Origin of the sequence: Mariniflexile soesokkakense (assembly GCF_039650365.1) — a bacterium.
In the GTDB taxonomy this organism is placed as follows: Bacteria; Bacteroidota; Bacteroidia; order Flavobacteriales; family Flavobacteriaceae; genus Mariniflexile; species Mariniflexile soesokkakense.
Genome location: NZ_JAZHYP010000001.1, coordinates 238,178 through 258,195, shown reverse-complemented (window position 1 = coordinate 258,195; position 20,018 = coordinate 238,178). Strand labels below are relative to the sequence as shown.

The 20,018-nt window shown below is 34.8% G+C and carries 12 protein-coding genes; all 12 read left to right on the top strand.

Annotation, left to right across the window (positions count from 1 at the left end; genetic code table 11):
• Position 1: 1 nt before the first annotated feature.
• The 12 genes from VP395_RS01030 (at position 2) to VP395_RS00975 (ending at position 19,885) form a co-directional block, all read left to right on the top strand.
• Complete coding sequence (locus tag VP395_RS01030; RefSeq protein ID WP_346239842.1) at positions 2–2,194, top strand: xanthine dehydrogenase family protein molybdopterin-binding subunit; 2,193 nt, start codon at positions 2–4, stop codon at positions 2,192–2,194.
• Between the two features lie 79 nt (positions 2,195–2,273).
• On the top strand, positions 2,274–3,305 hold the full coding sequence (locus VP395_RS01025) for an XdhC family protein (RefSeq protein ID WP_346239841.1): 1,032 nt from the start codon (positions 2,274–2,276) through the stop codon (positions 3,303–3,305).
• On the top strand, positions 3,306–3,923 hold the full coding sequence (locus VP395_RS01020) for a nucleotidyltransferase family protein (protein ID WP_346239840.1): 618 nt from the start codon (positions 3,306–3,308) through the stop codon (positions 3,921–3,923).
• A 2-nt stretch (positions 3,924–3,925) separates the two neighbouring features.
• A complete protein-coding gene (locus VP395_RS01015) occupies positions 3,926–6,220 on the top strand; it encodes an FdhF/YdeP family oxidoreductase (RefSeq protein ID WP_346239839.1) in 2,295 nt (764 codons plus the stop codon).
• Positions 6,221–6,516: 296 nt separating this feature from the next.
• Positions 6,517–9,036, top strand: a complete 2,520-nt coding sequence (gene nirB, locus VP395_RS01010; protein WP_346239838.1) for a nitrite reductase large subunit NirB — start codon at positions 6,517–6,519, stop codon at positions 9,034–9,036.
• Between the two features lie 180 nt (positions 9,037–9,216).
• Complete coding sequence (gene nirD, locus VP395_RS01005) at positions 9,217–9,594, top strand: nitrite reductase small subunit NirD (protein WP_117178129.1); 378 nt, start codon at positions 9,217–9,219, stop codon at positions 9,592–9,594.
• Positions 9,595–9,611: 17 nt separating this feature from the next.
• A complete protein-coding gene (locus VP395_RS01000) occupies positions 9,612–10,196 on the top strand; it encodes a DUF4202 domain-containing protein (RefSeq protein ID WP_346239837.1) in 585 nt (194 codons plus the stop codon).
• Positions 10,197–10,211: 15 nt separating this feature from the next.
• On the top strand, positions 10,212–12,029 hold the full coding sequence (locus VP395_RS00995; RefSeq protein WP_346239836.1) for an ATP-binding protein: 1,818 nt from the start codon (positions 10,212–10,214) through the stop codon (positions 12,027–12,029).
• A gap of 49 nt (positions 12,030–12,078) precedes the next feature.
• A complete protein-coding gene (locus VP395_RS00990; protein ID WP_346239835.1) occupies positions 12,079–12,744 on the top strand; it encodes a response regulator transcription factor in 666 nt (221 codons plus the stop codon).
• A gap of 348 nt (positions 12,745–13,092) precedes the next feature.
• Positions 13,093–14,541, top strand: coding sequence for an MFS transporter (locus tag VP395_RS00985; RefSeq protein WP_346239834.1), 1,449 nt, complete (start codon positions 13,093–13,095; stop codon positions 14,539–14,541).
• A 309-nt stretch (positions 14,542–14,850) separates the two neighbouring features.
• On the top strand, positions 14,851–18,372 hold the full coding sequence (locus tag VP395_RS00980; protein WP_346239833.1) for a molybdopterin-dependent oxidoreductase: 3,522 nt from the start codon (positions 14,851–14,853) through the stop codon (positions 18,370–18,372).
• 85 nt (positions 18,373–18,457) lie between these two features.
• Positions 18,458–19,885 (top strand): rubredoxin, encoded by a 1,428-nt coding sequence (locus tag VP395_RS00975; protein ID WP_346239832.1) that lies wholly within the window; start codon positions 18,458–18,460, stop codon positions 19,883–19,885.
• The last annotated feature ends 133 nt before the right edge of the window (positions 19,886–20,018 follow it).

Below are 20,018 nucleotides of genomic sequence, written 5' to 3'. Positions count from 1 at the left end.
TATGACAAAAATAAAAACACAGTATAACCGTCGTTCATTTTTGAAGGTATCTGTTGCTGCAGGGGGCGGAATGCTAATTGGGTTTAGTTGGTTAACTGGCTCTGCTTCAGTGGTTAATTCACAACAGGTTTCAGTCCCCAATGAATGGTTTGATATCAATGGTTATATCAAGATAGCCAATACAGGTATGGTTACTATTTACTCCCCAAACCCTGAGATTGGTCAAAATGTAAGAACCTCAATGCCAATGATTGTTGCCGAAGAACTAGATGTAGATTGGAAAAATGTTGTTGTAGAACAAGCACCATTAAATACAGGGTTTTATCAAAATCAATTTGCTGGAGGTAGCTTGTCCATTAGGTTGAGTTGGAATGCGCTGCGAATGGCTGGAGCTACAGGAAGAAGAATGTTGTTAGAAGCCGCTGCAAAAGAGTGGCAATTACCAGTTTCCAATTTATCGGTTTCCAATGGTATTATCAAAGATAAAAACAGTAATAAAATCATCACCTATGGTGAAATAGCAACAAAAGCTGTAGGTATTGAAATTCCAAAGGAAATTGAACTCAAAGAACCTAAAGATTTTAAACTGATTTCAACCAGTGTAAAAAATGTAGATGGCCTAAAGATAGTCACTGGTAAACCTTTATTTGGTTTAGATTTCAAAAGAGATGGTATGCAATTCGCCATGATTCAGCATCCACCCGCTTTTGGTATGAAAGTAAAAGACTTTAATGAAGAAGAGATAAAAGGAATGCCAGGTGTGAAAGATGCGTTCATTATAGATATTTCAATTCCCGAACCTGGAGCTTTTGATGAGAAAGGTTTTTTACAATTAATAGTTATTGTTGGTGAATCTACATGGCAATTAATGAAAGCCAAAAAAGCAATTAAAGCTAATTGGGAAGTTGTTAGTGCATTGGAAAGCTCTAAAACTCATGTTGAACAATTAGAAGAAGCACTTGAAAGAGGTAAAGTACAACAAGAAAGAAAAGACGGCAACCCAGATGCGGCATTTAAGAATGCAGCTAAAGTAATTGAACGTACATACAGCGCTCCGTTTATTGCACATAATACTATGGAGCCCATGAATTTCTTTGCAAATGTTACAGAGAATGAAGCAGAATTAATTGGGCCAATACAAACACCTAAGGCACTCGAGGAATCGGTTGCTAAATTACTGGATATGCCTGTTGAAAAAGTAACAGTGAATATGACCAGAATGGGAGGTGGCTTTGGTAGGAGGCTTTATGTACATTTTGGCTTGGAGGCAGCGGCTATATCGAAAAAAATAGGAAGCCCAGTAAAACTTATTTATACAAGAGAGGATGATATGTCTCAAGGTACTTACAAACCAGCATATAGTTCTATATACAAAGCGGGGTTAGATGAAAATAATAATCTTATTGCCTTTTCTGTAAGAGGTACGGGATTACCTGAAAGTCCCGTATTTCCAAATAGATTCCCTGCAGGAACTGTTGAAAACTATTCTGCTGAGAAAATTGAAGGAAAAACAAATATCACTACAGGTGCATGGCGAGCACCAAGTTCTAATTTTACTGCTGGTGCAGAACAATCATTTATTGATGAAGTAGCTGAATTGGCTGGAAAAGATCCTATAGATTTTCGATTAGAATTGTTTGATCGTGCCATCAAAAATCCAGTAGGAGAAAAAAATGACTATGATGCCGAACGTTATTCAGGTGTTTTAAAACTTGTTAAAGAAAAATCCAATTGGGGAGAAACAAAACCAGGAGTATATCGTGGTGTTGCAGCTTATTTTTGTCATTCTACCTATGTTGCAGAAGTTATAGATTTGGTTATGGAAAATGGGGAGCCCAAAGTGAAAAAGGTTTGGTGTGCAGTAGATTGTGGTATTGTTGTGAATATTGATGCTGCAAAGAATATGATTCAAGGTGGTGTTATAGACGGTATAGGGCATGCCATGTACAGTCAGTTGACGTTTACAGAAGGAGCTACAAACGAAATGAATTTTGACAGGTATAAACTCATCCGTCATTCACAGGCACCAGAGGACATAGAGGTTTTCTTTGTTAAAAGTGAAATTGCACCAACTGGTTTAGGAGAGCCAGGACTTCCGCCAGCTGTTGGAGCCATTGCAAATGCCCTATATAAAGCAACAGATGTGCGTTACTATCATCAGCCTTTTATGTTCTATAAACCAATTGTTGGTTAATTTAAAAATGTTACTGTGATTACTTGTCTTAATATTTTTTATAGTTAAATTATATACACTTTCTAATATTTTTTATGCAATGACCCATGAATTTAAAGACATCGTTCTACAAGCTTTAAAAGGAAGGAAAAATAATCTAAAATCGGTACTTGCATCTGTTGTAGCTTTAGACGGTTCATCATACAGAAGACCAGGTGTAAGAATGCTAATTCTTGAAAACGGACAAATGGTTGGGGCTGTTAGTGGGGGGTGTGTTGAAAAAGAAATTTTATTGCAATCGCAAGCTGTTTTTAAAACTTGTGAACCAAAGATAATGATCTATGATGGAAAATATAGATTAGGTTGCGAAGGTGTATTATACATATTATTGGAGTTGTTTCAACCTGAAACTGCTTTTGAAAAAACCTTTTTAGAAAGTATTGAACAAAGGGATTCATTTCAAATTCAGTCTTTTTTCATTAAGAAAGAAGGTTTTACGTCCGGAATTGGTTCCATTGTAAAATTAAATAGCAATGAATTTTCAATTCAAGGAAAACAAATTGAAAAGGTAAATAAAGAACAATTAGCCGTATTTGAACAAGATATGCCAGCTTGTTTTAAATTAATTATTATTGGAGCAGAGCACGATGCGGTACAACTTTGCAAGTATGCTGCTTTAACAGGTTGGGAGGTTACCGTAGTTTCTGGGCATAAAGAACCTAAATTTATTAAAAATTTTCCTGGCGCAAAAGAGTTTTATTCTATGTCTCCCGAAGAAATTAGCTTACTATCCATAGATAATCAAACTTCAATTGTTTTAATGACCCATAATTTTGCTAACGATTTACGCTTTTTAGTAGCCTTAAAAAGTAGCAAACCAAATTATATCGGTATTTTGGGACCTATTAATAGACGCGAAGACTTATTATCTCAGTTCATGGAATATGAACCAGAAATTAATGATTCATTCTTTGATGTCATTTATGGACCAGCTGGAATCAATATAGGTTCAGAAACACCACAAGAAATTGCTGTGTCAATTGTGGCAGAAATTTTAGGAATTACTAGAAAAAAAAGTGTTAATTCGTTGAATAAAATATCAGGTAAGATCCATAAAAGTGTCATTAATTAAATGCCAAAAATATCTTTAAACATAGGCATACTTATACTAGCTGCTGGTGCTTCAAAACGAATGGGTGTTCCTAAACAAATGCTTAATTGGGGAAATACGTCGTTATTAAGTCATGCTATTGAAACAGCCTTGGGCGTTGTGCCCAAAGAAATTGTTGTAATATTAGGTGCTAATTATGATGTTCTAAAAAAGGATATTAAAGACTACCCTGTTACTGTTTTGAATAATCTAGATTGGGACAAAGGGTTGGGTACATCTATCGCTAAAGGTGTTTCCTATTTTGAAAACACTCAATTCCCAATTAATGGAGTACTTATAATGCTGGCAGATCAACCTTTCGTAACAAGTAGTTTTTTAGAATCTATAATTAAAAATTTTGTGCCTAATAAAAATCAAATTATTGCGACTTTTTATGAAGAAGGAAAATATGGTGTCCCTGCTATTTTTGATAAGGTATATTTTGAAGAGTTAATGGCATTACGTGATGACTACGGTGCTAAGTATCTTTTAAAAAAATATGAATCTCAAGTTATAAATTTAATACCTTCATTAAAGAATATAGACTTAGATACACAAGAAGATTACAAAAATGCCCATAATTCTAAATTTAAGAATTAATAATGAGTTCAACTCCACAAGATAAAGCCAAAACACCTGAAGTTTTTACCAACTTAAAAACGAAAACGCCACCTAGTAATAGTGTGGGTTTTGGTGCTATAAAAGCTGCGGTTGGGCATGTTGCAAAATATATGAATCCTGCTGATGCTTTCAAAATCTCTCTAAAGCTAAATCAAAAAGGAGGATTTGACTGCCCCGGTTGCGCTTGGCCAGATCCCGATGATGAGCGTTCTTCATTGGGTGAATTCTGTGAAAATGGAATAAAAGCTATGGCAGAAGAGGCTCAAAAAAAAACCATTGGCGCAGAATTTTTTGCAAAACACACAGTAGACGAACTTGCTAGTTGGTCCGATTTTGAAATTGGAAAATCAGGTCGTTTATCAGAACCTATGTGTTTGGAAAAGGGAGGAACGAGTTATCAACCCATTTCTTGGAATGATGCATTTTCTAAAGTTGCAACACATTTAAACAAATTAAATAGCCCTGATGAAGCTGTTTTTTATACTTCTGGAAGAACGACTAACGAAGCCGCTTTTTTGTACCAATTATTTGTGCGTGAGTTTGGAACTTCTAATTTACCCGATTGCTCAAATATGTGTCATGAAGCTAGTGGTAGTGCGCTGTCTGAAACATTGGGGATAGGCAAAGGCTCGGTAACTTTAGATGATTTATATAAAGCAGAAGTGGTAATGGTTATTGGTCAAAACCCTGCAACGAATCACCCTAGAATGTTAACCGCTCTAGAAAAATGTAAGGCGAATGGCGGTAAAATTATAGCTATTAATCCATTGCCAGAAGCAGGTCTTATAAAATTCACTAATCCGCAAAACCCATTAAAACTACTTACAGGAGGTACTAAAATAGCTGATGTATTTGTACCGATTACCATAAACGGCGATGTAGCTTTTATAAAAGCATTGCTTATTAAATTACTTGAAAAAGAAGAATTTGTAGGTGGTGTGTTTGATAAAGAATTCATCAAAGAATTTACACATGGTTACGATGGTTTTATTTCAGATTTAAAGACTTATAATTTTAATGATTGTTTAAAATTATCAGGTGTTTCAAAAAACATATTTGATGAAGTTTTTAATCTAATCTTAAATAACAATAAAATTATTATTTGTTGGGCGATGGGTTTAACCCAACACCAAAATGCTGTAGATAATATTCGCGAATTGGTAAACCTACTATTATTAAAAGGAAGTATAGGAAAAGAAGGTGCAGGCACATGTCCGGTTCGTGGACATTCCAACGTGCAGGGAGATAGAACGGTAGGTATTTGGGAATCTGCGCCACAAGCATTTTTAGATAAAATTGAAGCTAAGTATGGATTTAAACCGAGCACAAAACATGGTTACTCGGTAATTGATGCTATAAAAGCGATGTATGAGAAAAAAGCGAAAGTGTTTTTTGGAATGGGAGGTAATTTTATTTCTGCAGTTCCAGATACACAATATGCTGCCCGGGCTTTAGGTAATTGTGACTTAACCGTTCATGTAAGTACAAAATTGAATCGTTCGCATTTAGTAACGGGTAATGAAGCGCTTATTTTACCTTGTTTAGGACGCTCTGAAAAAGATTATCAAAAATCGGGTATTCAAGTTCAAAGCGTAGAAAATTCTATGGGTATAGTTTCTTCAACCAAAGGTGTTTTAGAGCCATGTTCCAAAGCTTTAATTAGTGAGGTTGCTGTAGTTTGTGGAATTGCAAACGCTACTTTAAAAGGAAAAACAAAAATAAATTGGCTTCAATATAAAGATGATTATAATTTAGTACGTAATGATATTCAGGAAGTTGTTGAAGGATTTAACGATTACAATAGCAAACTAAAACAACCTTCAGGATTTTATTTGCCAAATGGAGCACGAGTTCGAGAATTCAAAACTAAAACAGGAAAAGCTAATTTTTCGGTTAATAAATTACCAGAATGGAAGCTTAAAGAACGTGAGTTGATAATGATGACGATACGTAGTCACGACCAATTTAACACCACTATCTACGGATTAAATGATAGGTATCGTGGTATTTATAATGAACGGCGCATTGTTTTTATGAATCGTGAAGATATGAAAATAAGAGGTTTGCAAGAACAGCAAGTTGTCAATCTTAAATCGGAATTTAATGGTGTGGTTCGTGAAGCCCATCATTTCAAGGTTGTGGGGTATGGGATTCCTAAGAATTGCTGCGCTACGTATTTTCCAGAAACAAATGTATTGGTACCTTTAGACAGTTTTGCACATACAGCTAAAACACCCGCTTCAAAAAGTGTGATTATAACGGTTGAAGCTGATTAGAATTATTCAAACTTTCCTAATTCTAACATCAATATTTTATATAATAATTAGTTTTATTCATTTCTATTTGTGAAATCATCAATAATTTAAATTTGGTTAAAAATTAATTTAAATTTGTATTTAAAAATAAGTAAAAATACTTAGATTTGTAATTAAATTACGTAGTTGCGTATTGCAGCTCAATCTAAATAATTAAAATTTAACTGATGAAACATTCATTATAGCATTTTTGTTAAACGACGAAATTATAGTATGAATGCAACATCAGACCATTAAAAAACAATAAAACCAAACAGATGAAAAAAATTATTGTTGTAGGTAACGGTATGGTAGGGTATAAGTTTTGTGAGAAATTTGTAGCCCTCGCAAAAGACAAAAAATTTCAGTTAACTGTTTTTGGTGAAGAACCTAGACCAGCATACGATCGTGTTCATTTAAGTGAGTTTTTTCAGAATAAAGATGCGAAGGCTTTAGAAATGGCACCTAGGGAATGGTACGAAGAGCATGGTATTGAATTAGTTACAGACGAACGTATTACGGCAATTCACCGTGTTTCTAAAAAAGTAACCACTTCAAAAGATATAAATTATAAGTACGATTATTTAGTATTAGCAACAGGTTCTGCGCCTTTTGTGCCAAATATACCAGGTGTTGAAAAACAGGGTGTTTTTGTTTACAGAACGATTGAAGATTTAGAAGCCATGCTTTCTTATGCCGCTAAACTTAAAAAGGGTAGAAAAAAAGATACTATAAGGGCTGCAGTGCTTGGTGGTGGTTTGTTAGGTTTGGAAGCAGCCAAAGCCGTTATGGATATGGGCTTTGAACCACATGTGGTGGAGTTTGCTAATAAACTAATGCCACGTCAATTAGATACCAGAGCCAGTAAAGTTTTACAAGAAAAATTAGAATCATTAGGCATCAATATACACTTATCAAAAGCAACTAATAAAATATTAGGTGATAAAAACATCACAGGGATGGAGTTTGGTGAATACGATAAAATTGATGTTGAAATGCTTGTTATTTCGGCAGGAATTAGACCTCGTGATGAGTTAGGGAAAACCTGTTTTTTAGAAATGGGAACACGTGGAGGTATTGTTGTTAACGACAGAATGCAAACATCTGACCCGGAAATATATGCCATTGGAGAGGTTGCTTTATACAACCAAATGATATACGGTTTGGTGGCTCCGGGCTATGATATGGCTGGTGTTGCCGTTAATCAAATTATAGGAAATGCAGAGGTTTTAATGGAGAGTGATATTGATATGTCTACCAAACTTAAACTAATAGGTGTTGATGTAGCGAGTTACGGTGAACCTTTTATGCCTGTAGAGAAAGGGTATTCTATTATTTATGAAAATAAAACAAAGAATTTATATAAGCGTATCAACATCAGTCACGATGGTAAAAACCTTTTAGGAGGTATTTTAGTAGGTGATGCATCTGATTATAACATGTTCCATCAAATTTATTTAAACGGATTACCAATTCCTGAAGATGCTGAAGAGTTAATTATTGGTAGTAGAGGAGAGGGTGGTTCATCGTTTGGTAGTGTGATGGATATTCCAGATGCAGCTCAAGTTTGTTCGTGTGAAAGTATTACAAAAGGTGATATTTGCTGCTCTATTACAGAAGGTGATTGCCAGAATTTAGGAGATGTTATAGCTAAAACCAAAGCTACAACAGGTTGTGGTGGCTGTAAACCTATGGTGGTAGATTTGGTTAATGAAACGCTTAAATCTCTAGGGAAAGAAGTTAAAGAAACGCTTTGCGAGCATTTTAGTTTTAACCGTCAGGAGCTATACGATTTGGTAAAAGTAAATAAAGTTCAAGATTACGACGAAGCACTTAACTTATTTGGAGAAGGCGATGGTTGTGAAGTTTGTAAGCCAGCATTGGCATCTATTTTCGCTACCATTACTATGGAGACACCAAACAAGCAGGTTGCAATTCAAGATACTAACGATCGATTTTTAGCAAATATTCAACGTAATGGAACCTATTCGGTAGTGCCAAGAATTGCAGGTGGTGAAATTACTCCTGATAAGTTGATTGTAATAGGTGAAGTTGCTAAAAAATATGATTTATATACGAAGATAACTGGCGGACAACGTATCGATTTATTTGGTGCTCAACTACACGAATTGCCACTTATTTGGAAAGAATTAATTGATGCTGGATTTGAAAGTGGACATGCTTACGGAAAATCGCTTCGTACAGTTAAAAGTTGTGTTGGTTCTACATGGTGTCGTTACGGAATGCATGAAAGTGTGACATTTGCTATTGAGATTGAAAACAGATATAAAGGACTGCGTTCACCACATAAATTAAAAGGTGGGGTTTCGGGCTGTATTAGAGAATGTGCAGAAGCTAGAGGAAAAGATTTTGGATTGATTGCTGTTGATGGCGGTTGGAATTTATACGTGTGTGGAAACGGAGGTGTAACTCCAAAACACGCCATACTTTTTGCAGAACAGTTAGATGATGCAACAGCCATTAAATATTTAGATCGTTTTTTAATGTTCTATTTACGTACCGCAGGTCCTTTAGTTAGAACTTCACCTTGGTTAGATAAATTAGATGGAGGTATTGAATACTTAAAGAAAGTAGTTATTGAAGATTCTTTAGGAATTGCTGAAGACTTAGAATTAGAAATGCAAGGCCTTGTAAACAAATACGAATGTGAATGGAAACAAGCTATTGAAGACCCTAATATAGCAAAGCGTTTCAAACATTTTGTGAATTCGGATGATACGGATGACAACTTAGTGTTTGTACCAATGCGTGATCAGAAAATGCCGAAGGCTTGGTAGGTCAATTGACAATTATCAATTGTTTCGCGTTAGGGATTGCAGCGTAAAGCCCGCAGTGAGGCACGAACGAGGACTTGCAGCTAAAAGCCCGACTTTTTGGGATCCTGCAAGGTTTTTTTAACCTTGTAGGTATGAGAAAAAAGAAACGCCCAAATAAAAAATGAATTAAATTAAATAGATATGCAAAATATACTTGAACAATATAAATCGGTTACAGAAGCAGAAGTTAAAACGTGGTTTGAGGTTGGTACTGTATCGGATTTTCCCGAAAATAGTGGTGCTTGTATAAAGTACAAAACCAAACAAATAGCGGTGTATAATTTTGCCAGGAAAGATAAATGGTATGCGTGCCAAAATTTATGTCCGCATAAAATGGAAATGGTGTTGTCTTTGGGAATGATTGGCGATAAGGATGGTGTTGCAAAAGTGGCTTGCCCAATGCATAAAAAGAATTTTTCGTTGGAAGATGGTACTAATTTAGGTGGTGACGATTTAAAAATTGCGGTATATCCTGTTAAAATTGAAAGTGGAAATGTGTATATTGGCTTTTCTGATTAACATAAAATATACACACCATGAAACCAACACGATTTGAAACTGCCATTGCATTAATAGATAAAAAAAATTCTGAAGACCCTAACGTTTACCATGCATGTGGATTGGATTTCCCTAAGGAATTACTGTATTCGCAACGCATGTCTCAAAAGTTGTTGCAGTTTAAACCAGATGCGTCTAGAGCGCTTCAAATTGCCGCAAGAGCACAGCATATTTGCCGTTGGAAAATTGCCAGAGACGAATACCCAATGGACAGAGTGGGCTATTTAAAATGGCGCGAAACGCTTAAAAAAATGCATGCTGAAATAACAGCAGATATTTTAAAAGAAGTGGGGTATGACGGTGAGTTTATTGAGCGCGTGTCTTTTTTAATCAATAAGAAACTTATTAAAAAGAATGAAGAAAGCCAAACGATTGAAGATGTGGTTTGTTTGGTGTTTTTAGATTATTATTTTGAAGAATTTGCCGCTAAACATGAAGATGAAAAGGTGATTGATATTCTACAAAAAACTTGGGTTAAAATGTCTGAAGAAGGACATGCAGAAGCTTTAAAAATAAATTATTCAGAAAGAAGTTTAGCACTTATAAAACAAGCTATTTCTTAAATACGATACATAACAATGACAAATAACGGTAATTCATTAGATCAACGCACTTTTGATAGATTAAGCCGTTTGTACATTATCGCATTAAGTACTATTGCACTTTCGGTAGTTTTGAGTCAAATTCTAGTCCGTAAGCACTTAAACGACCAACAAAGCGATTCTTCGGTTATAAATGTAGCAGGTAGGCAGCGTATGCTAAGTCAAAAATTAACAAAAGAAATTGTTTCGCTTTCAACAGAAAACACACCAGAAGAACGCATACTTCTAAAAGAAAAAATAAAACAAACGTTAAATGTTTGGGAACGATCGCATTATGCCCTGCAAAACGGGAATGATAGTTTGGGTTTGCCAGGAAAAAACAGCGTTATCATTAAAGAAAAGTTTGAAGCTTTAAATCCAACATTTAACATAATTAGTAATGCTTCAAAATCCATTATTGAAAAAATTGAAAATATACCGCCGCTACCGCTCTCAGCATTTATTGATGATATTGAAAGTGTAAAGGGTAATGAAGGGCATTTTCTTTTGGTCATGGATCAAATTGTTAATCAATATGATTTAGAGGCCGATGCGAAAGTAAGTTGGCTTCGTAAGTTGGAGCTGTTATTAATGGCATTTACCATACTTATATTGTTGGGAGAATTTTTATTTATTTTTTGGCCAACAGCAAAATCGGTAAAATCAACATTAGCAGAATTGTTAATTGCCGAAAAGAAAGCTAAAAAAATGGCTTTTGATGCTGATGAGTTAAGTATATCTAAAGAAAAATCAATTAAAGAATTGCGAGCATTAAGCTATGCTATGGACGAAACACTGTTGTTTGCCAGAATTACACCTAATGGGGCCTTGGTGCACATGGGGAAAAAGTTTTCGCGCCTTTTTAAATTTACTAAATTTAGTAGTTCTGCTAATTTTTCAGATATACTTTCAATAAACGAAACCGAACAATTAGAAATAGAAAATTTAATAGCTAAGTACAAAAAAACAGGATGGCAAGGTGAAGTAAAAGCAACCACCAGAGATAGTCGTGATGTTTGGTTGGAAATGGCTATTATTCCATTCAATCCAACCGACGACAAATCGGAACTTCTAATTATTGCTTCAGAAATCACAGCACGTAAAGTAGCTCAAATAGAAATTGCGCGCTTAACAAAGGAAAGTTTTGAAGAGAGAATGAATCAACAAAAGGTTATTTCAAGTAAAATTATTGAGAACCAAGAAAAGGAGCAAAACCGAATAGCTAAAGATGTGCATGATGGTATTGGGCAAATGCTAACCGGATTAAAATATAATTTAGAAAGCATAGATATTAAGGATATAAATAAGACCGCTTCTAAAATTGAACACCTGAAAGAACTTACATCAAACATAATAAAAGGGGTAAGAACAGCAACATTCAATTTAACACCACCGGAATTGTCTGATCACGGTATTGTGCCAGCAATTACAAAATTAACTCAGGAATTGGGTAAACTTACAGCAAAGCATATTGTACTATTTAATAAAACCGATTTCAATCAGCGTTTAGACTCGTTAGTTGAAATAAATATTTACCGTATTGTGCAAGAAGCTATTAATAATGCCATTAAATATGCTGATTCTACACATATTTTAGTGTCTTTATCGCATAGCGAAAATATACTAAGTATTGTTATAGATGATAATGGTAAAGGTTTTGATCCTAACAAGGTTAAAAATGTTAAAAATGGAGATGGTGGTATGGGGTTAACCTTTATGCGGGAACGAATTAAGTATATAGATGGGCGTTTGTTTCTAAATTCAGAAATAGATAAGGGAACACGTGTAACGTTAAATATACCTACAACAGATTAAGTATTTTTACGTAAATTTTTTTTAGTTTTGTACTTATAAAAATGAAAAGATGAATATTATAAATGTAGTTTTAGCAGACGACCACGTACTCGTAAGGGACGGCATTAAAGCGCTTTTAGAAGACCAAGAAGGTATTCAAGTTATAGATGAAGCTTCTAACGGCTTAGAAGCCTTGAAGGTTATTAAAAAGCACCAACCACATTTATTAATAGTCGATATCCGAATGCCGGAACTTAATGGTATTGAGGTGGTTAGTGAAGTTAATAAGAGTTATCCAAATGTACGCACCTTGGTACTTTCAATGCACGATTCAGAAGAATACGTAGTTAAAGCCATTCAAGCCGGTGCAGATGGGTATTTATTAAAAGGGGCGAGTAAAGAAGAGTTTTTAAAAGCACTACATAAAGTGGCTTCTGGAGGTAAGTATTTTACGGGTGATATTTCAGCTATTATTATGAATAATTTTGTTAATGGAAATGTGGCTTCTGCAACTCATCAAGAAGAAAAACAAATTGAAGACCCTTTCAATCTTACTAAAAGAGAAAAACAGATTTTAAATCTTGTTCTGCAGCTAAAAAACAACAAAGACATTGCAGATGAACTTCAAATAAGCAAGCGGACTGCCGAAGTACATCGTTTTAATTTAATGAAAAAATTAGATGTTAAAAACCTTATGGAACTAAGTAACAAGGCTAAGGAGTTTGAACTTATTTAATACTTCAATTCTCTATTTTTATTAAATACTTCAATTCTCTATTTTTATTAAAATCACACATTGTTCAATTGAATTTTTTGGTATTTCAATTATTGGTGTTCACCAATTGTACAAAAAAACACATAATTTTATATTTTATTCTTTCTTTTTTTGAGAGATTCTCAAAAAGTTTTTTCGTTCATTAATAATTACGTATTTTTTTAAATAAATACTTAATTTATATCTTTAAATTAAGTATTTATACTTAATTTCGTTACAGAAATACTAGTTTCTACATAGTAAAATTAATTTGAACTTATAAATTATATTGTAATGAACGCAACAAAAGGAGCAAATAAAATATTGTTTATGAACACATTATCTTTCACGTTCTGTTTCGCGGCGTGGTTGATAAATGGCATATTGGTTACTTTTTTAGCAGATAATCAAGTGTTCAGTTGGACTTCGGTAGAAATTGGATGGTTAATAGGTATTCCTGTATTAACAGGGGCTATATTCAGATTGCCAGTAGGGATTTTAACAGATAAACTAGGAGGCAAGCCGGTTTTTGTAGCTTTGTTATTAATGTGTGCCGTTCCTATGTACTTGCTGTCTTATGCCAATGGTTTTTGGTCGTATGCACTTTGTAGTCTTGGTTTTGGAATTATTGGAGCTAGTTTTGCGGTGGGTATTGCGTTTACATCTATATGGTTTCCTAAAGAAAAACAAGGTATTGCTTTAGGTATATTTGGTGCGGGAAACGCTGGTGCAGCTATAACAACATTGGTAGGCCCTAAACTATTATATTACCTTACCGATGGCAAAACGAATTTGGATGGATGGAGAGATATGCCGAGAATTTATGCTGCTTTTTTGGTACTTATGGCGATTGTTTTCTACTTTGCTACAAAGAACAAAAAGCCGGCATCGAGTACAAAGAATTTGGCAGGTATGCTACAACCTTTAAAAAGTATTAGAGTCTGGAGATTTGGGTTGTATTACTTCTTAGTGTTTGGGTGTTTTGTTGCATTTGCTGGGTGGTTAGTGCCTTATTATACCAATGTGTACACCTTGGATTTGGCAACCGCTGGGTTTTTAGCATCTTGTTTTAGTTTACCATCAGGAGTTATTAGGGCTTTTGGAGGATGGTTGTCAGATAAATTTGGTGCAAGAAAAGTCATGTATTGGGTACTCGGTTCGTCTGTTTTTTTTAGTGCAGCTCTTATTATTCCTAAAATGGATATTTATGCTTCAGGAAAAGGGATTATGGCAAAATCGCCAGGAGTTGTTACAGGTGTAACTTCCTCATATATAGAAGTTGAAGGTGTTAAATACCCTTTTAATGCTAAGACAGATGAATTAGCAACTGTTGATGATGGGTTTCATGTTTTTCCGGTTAAGGAGACGTGGCAACAAGCAATTGTTAAAAAAGGCGATATTGTAAAAAAACAGCAATTAATAGCTGAAGGTAAAACACATATATTCTTTCAAGCCAATTTGTGGATATTTTCAATTATAGCTATTATAATTGGTTCTATTTGGGGTATAGGTAAAGCGGCAGTTTATAAGCATATTCCAGATTATTTTCCAGAAGAGGTTGGTGTTGTTGGAGGTATGGTAGGTGTGCTTGGAGGATTGGGAGGATTCTTTTGTCCTATCATTTTTGGTTACCTTTTAGCTGGCACAGGACTTTGGTCTAGTTGTTGGATTTTAATGCTTTTTCTATCTGCGGTATGTCTTATTTGGATGCATAGAGTGGTGCAAAAAATGGCAGACAAAGCAACGCCTCAGTTGGTAAATAAATTCGAAAAACAATAAATAGTTGAATTGTTTTTGAAGTAATTAAAGCTGTTATTGGTTGTTAATAAGGTTTTTTGTTATTAATTAAAGACAATATCATTTATAGAGTCATTAAAACTCAAATAAAGTTCTGTCTTTTTTAATATATATATAAAATCACTATATGATTATTATTAATCTAATATTTTTTAATTGTTACTTTTTTTATAGGCTTTAAATTAAGTATAAATACTTATTTTTACAATAATGATGGCTATTTGTATATTGAGGTTGATTTTTATTTTCATACGAAAAGAAACCTCATTTAATATAAAAATTCTAGGTTAAATGATAAAAAATGAAGTAAAAACAACGTGTTCGTATTGTGGGGTTGGTTGCGGTATTATTGTTAAAAGAGATAATAACGATAAGGTTTTTGTTGAAGGAGACAAAGATCACCCCGTAAACAGAGGTATGCTTTGTTCTAAAGGTATGAACTTACATTACGTAGTTAACGATACTTCCGATAGAATTTTATACCCCGAAATGCGTTGGAGTCGTTCACACCCTCGCGAGCGAGTAAGTTGGGATGATGCTTTAGATAGAGCTGCCAGCGTTTTTAAATCCATTATAAAAAAGCATGGGCCAGATAGTGTAGCGTTTTACGTGTCAGGACAAAGTTTAACCGAAGAATATTATATTGCAAACAAACTTACAAAAGGGTTTCTAGGAACGAATAACATCGATACCAACTCACGTTTATGTATGAGTTCAGCAGTAGTAGGGTATAAAAAAACTTTTGGTGAAGATAGTGTTCCTGTTTCATATGAAGATATTGAATTAGCCGATTGTTTCTTAATTACGGGCGCAAACCCTGCGTGGTGCCATCCCATTCTTTTCAGACGTATCGAGCAACATAAAGAGAAAAACCCCAATGTTAAAATCATAGTAATTGACCCTCGAAAAACCGACTCCGCGAATTTTGCAGATTTACATCTTCAATTAATTCCAGGAACAGATGTGGTGCTTTACAATGCCATTGCACGTTGTTTGTTTAAACGTGGTTTAATTGATGACGATTTCATTAAAAACCATACTGAAGGATTTACAGATTATAAAGAACAAATATTTTCAATATCTATTAAAGATGCTTCAAAAATATGTGGAGTTCCAGAATCGGATATTCGAAAAGCTGCCGATATTATAGGGCTTTCTAAAGGCTTTATAAGTATGTGGGCTATGGGCTTAAACCAAAGTGTGGTTGGTACCGATAAGAATACCGCTTTATTAAACTTATCACTTATTACGGGGCAAGTAGGTAAACCAGGTTCGGGGCCGTTTTCATTAACTGGACAACCCAATGCCATGGGTGGTCGTGAAGTTGGAGGCATGGCAAATTTGTTGGCAGTTCATAAAGATTTACAAAATGAAGAGCATCGTAGAGAAGTAGCACAGTTTTGGGGTGTCGATCAAATTTCTCCAAAACCAGGACTAACAGCTACCGAGATGTTTGATGCTTTAGAATCAGGAAAACTGAAAGCTATTTGGGTAGCTTGTACCAATCCGCTAGTAAGTTTACCAAATACGCACCGTATTGAACGCGCCATGAAGAATGCTAAATTTGTGGTAGTTCAAGATATCTCGCATAAATCCGATACCGTAGCTTATGCCGATTTGGTTCTTCCTGCAGCTGGTTGGTTGGAAAAAGAAGGAACAATGACCAATTCTGAGCGTCGTATTTCTTATTTGCCAAAAGAAATCAATGCGCCAGGAGAAGCCAGACCCGATGTTGAAATTTTTTGTGATTTTGCTCAGCGTATGGGATTCCGTGGATTTAATTTCAACAGTGCTGAAGAAATTTACGAGGAATATAGCTCGATGACTAAAGGAACAAAAATTGATGTATCCTTTTTAAATTATGATAGATTAAAAAACGAAGGCACTTTTCAATGGCCAGTGCCAGAGTATAGACATGTTGGAACGCCAAGGCTTTTTCAAGATAAAAAATTCTATACACCATCACAAAAAGCCATTTTTAACGTTGCTACCAGTATTGAAAATACTTCTTTACAGCCTAATGAAACCTATCCGCTAGTTTTAACAACTGGTAGGGTGCGCGACCAGTGGCATACTATGACCAAAACAGGAAAAGTATCGCGTTTAAAAACACATTACCCAACACCTGTTTTAGAAATTAATCCTGTTGATGCGTATTTGAACAAAATAAAGGAAGGTGATATTACTGAAATTAAAAGTGAAAATGGTGTTGTTCGTGTTCGAGCAAAAGTTACAGATAATATTGTAAAAGGCTGTGTGTTTTTGCCGATGCATTGGGGGAAACAATTGCAAAGTGATTTAAACAGAGCTAACAATTTAACCAATACACATATAGATCCTACTTCAAAAGAACCGGATTTTAAATTTACGCGTGTATCGGTTTCAAAATATAAAAAACCTGTTGAAAAAATAATTATTGTTGGAGCAGGAGCTGCTGCTTTCAGGTTTGTTCAAAACTATAGAGAGTATAATGAGGTTGATGAAATCCATGTGTTTTCAAAAGAGCCTAATTTATTTTATAATAGGGTGTTATTACCTGAGTACGTAACCGAAGAATTAACTTGGGAACAACTTCTTAAAATAAAACAAAAAGAGTTAAGCAAGCTAAATATTAAGGTCTATCCGGAAACGTCTATTAAGAACATTGATTCTGAAACAAAAATAGTTATGGATACTAATGGTGACCGGCACACGTTCAATAAGCTAATTTTGGCAACTGGTAGTCGTGCGTTCATCCCTAAAGATGTTCAAATAGATTTACCAGGGCGCTTTACCATGCGTAATAAAAGTGATGCTGATAGGTTTAAAGCCTATTTAGATGCAACGGGCTTACCTCCAGAAGAGCAACATGTGGTTATTGTTGGTGGTGGTTTATTAGGTTTGGAGTTGGCAGCAGCCATGAAGCATAAAAACGTAAAAATGACCATCATTCAGCGGGCATCTCGATTAATGGAGCGTCAGTTAGATAAAGTTTCCAGTAAACTATTGGCATTAGATGTACAGGAGCGTGGTATTCAAATTTATTTTGATAATGAGGTAAGTACGGTGTTTGATGATGAGGAAACGGGCGAATTGAACATTACACTTAAGAGTGGTAAATTTATAACCGCCAATGCTATTGTATATGCTATTGGTACCATTCCAAATATAGAAATTGCTAGAGAAAACGGTATTGTTTGTAGTCGTGGGGTGAAGGTAAATCAGCATTTACAATCATCCAACCCAGATATTTTTGCTATTGGAGAAATTGCTGAATTTAACAACCAGTTATTCGGTATTACTTCGGCTGCCGAAGAACAAGCAAATATTTTAGCAAACTTTATTGCGGGGGATATTAGTTGTGCTTACAATGGTTCGGTTTTAATGAATATTTTAAAATTCAACGATTTAAATCTGTGTAGTATTGGTAATATAGAGGTTCCTGAAAATGACGATTCGTACGAAGAGGTTATTTTCACGGACATATCAAAACGCTATTATAAAAAGTGTATCGTTAAGGACGATTTGCTAATTGGAGCGGTTTTAATGGGCGATAAAAATGAGTTTGCCGAATTTAAAACCATGATTGAAAGCAAAATAGAAATGTCCGATAAGCGAAACACTTTACTGCGAGGGGCTTCAAACGATGTGCCGGTTATTGGTAAATTAGTGTGTTCCTGCAGTCAAGTAGGGGCAGGTAATATTGAAGAAGCTATTAAAGGCGGATGTACCAATTTTACAGAACTGTGTAATAAAACGGGTGCAGGCTTGGGCTGCGGAAGTTGTAAAACAGAGGTTAAGGAAATTCTTAATAATACAAAGGTATTGGCATGAATCTTTCATAACTAAATTTTGATACCCAAGATGACGATTATATGGAAGCACCATGTGACCAATAAAAAACAAATAAAATAGACACATGAAAGAATCGTATAGATTATTAGTTAATGGTGGTGTACTCTCTCCAGGAGAGTTAAAATACATTTGTGAAGCCGCAGAAAGCTTAGGTTTAGATTCCATTTCATTTGGTTCGCGACAAGATATTATTTTTCCAGAACCAGTAGATGTTGAAAAACTAAAGGTTTTTGATAAGCTTCAAATTGTAGTTCCAAACCGGGAGCGTAGTGAAAATATGGTATCGTCTTATGTGTCGTCCGATATTTTTCCAAGTACATCGTGGCTTACTGGTGATCGATATTTATATGTTTTAGAACAATTTAAGCACGATCTAAAATTACGTGTTAACATCACCGACCCCAAACAACGTTTAGTGCCTTTATTTACAGGACATATCAATTTTATAGCTTCGGAACACGAAGATTACTGGTATTTGTATATAAGACTTCCAGAATGGAAAAAAACAGTCATGTACCCAGCGCTTATTTATAGTTGGGATTTAGATAAGGTAGAATTGGCTATCGAAAACATGTTGCAGGAAGAACCTGAAACTGTTGAAATGATTTTTGAGTTGGTTAGTGATGCCATAGACACCAATAACAGAACCGTTGATAAACCTTTAGAAGTACCTTTTTACCCATTTCCGTACTACGAAGGTATGAATAGAATTGGCGATAAATATTGGTTAGGATTGTATTGGCGTAATAACCGATACGACTTATCTTTCTTAAAAGCCATGTGCGAACTGTGCGCAGAAAATAAAATTGGTAAAATATCCATAACTCCTTGGAAATCCTTTATAGTTAAAGGTATTCCGTTGAAAGCAAAATTGCAATGGGAGAAGTTTTTGGGAAAATTCGGTATTAACGTGCGGCACTCTATGCTCGAACTAAATTGGCATTTACCAGTTAATGATAAAGATGCTTTAAGTCTGAAAAAATATTTGGTTACTAATTTTGACCAAAACGATATTAGTACCTATGGTTTAACATTCGGGTTGACTAATTACGCAAGTAACGCATATTATTTTACGTCGGTTGTTATTGAAAAGAACAAACAACCAGAAGCTTTAAGCGATTTTGTAATTAGAGACACCTACAATTTATTATACGCTAAAAATTTCGATCCTAATACACGTGATTATATCATGCATGTACAAGATATTGATAAAGTGGAATTACCTGGGTTGTTAATGGAATTGAGTCAGTTGTATTTTGAACAATTAGGAACAGAACGCGAAGAAACCTCTGTGAAAGATGTAAAGAAAGAAAGCATCGAAGAAAAAGTATATCAATGTAAAGATTGCTTAACGGTTTATAATGAAATTTACGGCGATGTTACACAAAACATTGCACCAAATACCACGTTTGAAAGTCTTCCAGATAGCTATGAATGTTCACTTTGTGAAGCACCAAAAAGTAGTTTCGAGAAAAAGGTTTTGGTAAAATAGTTGGAAAAAACGATTTAAATTCTGCCGGAATTTGTTGTTTTCTATCCCATATATCAAATTAAACTAATAATGTCTCCTCGAGCGCAGTCGAGAGGTTTTAAACTTGTAAATTAAATAAGCCTCGACTGCGCTC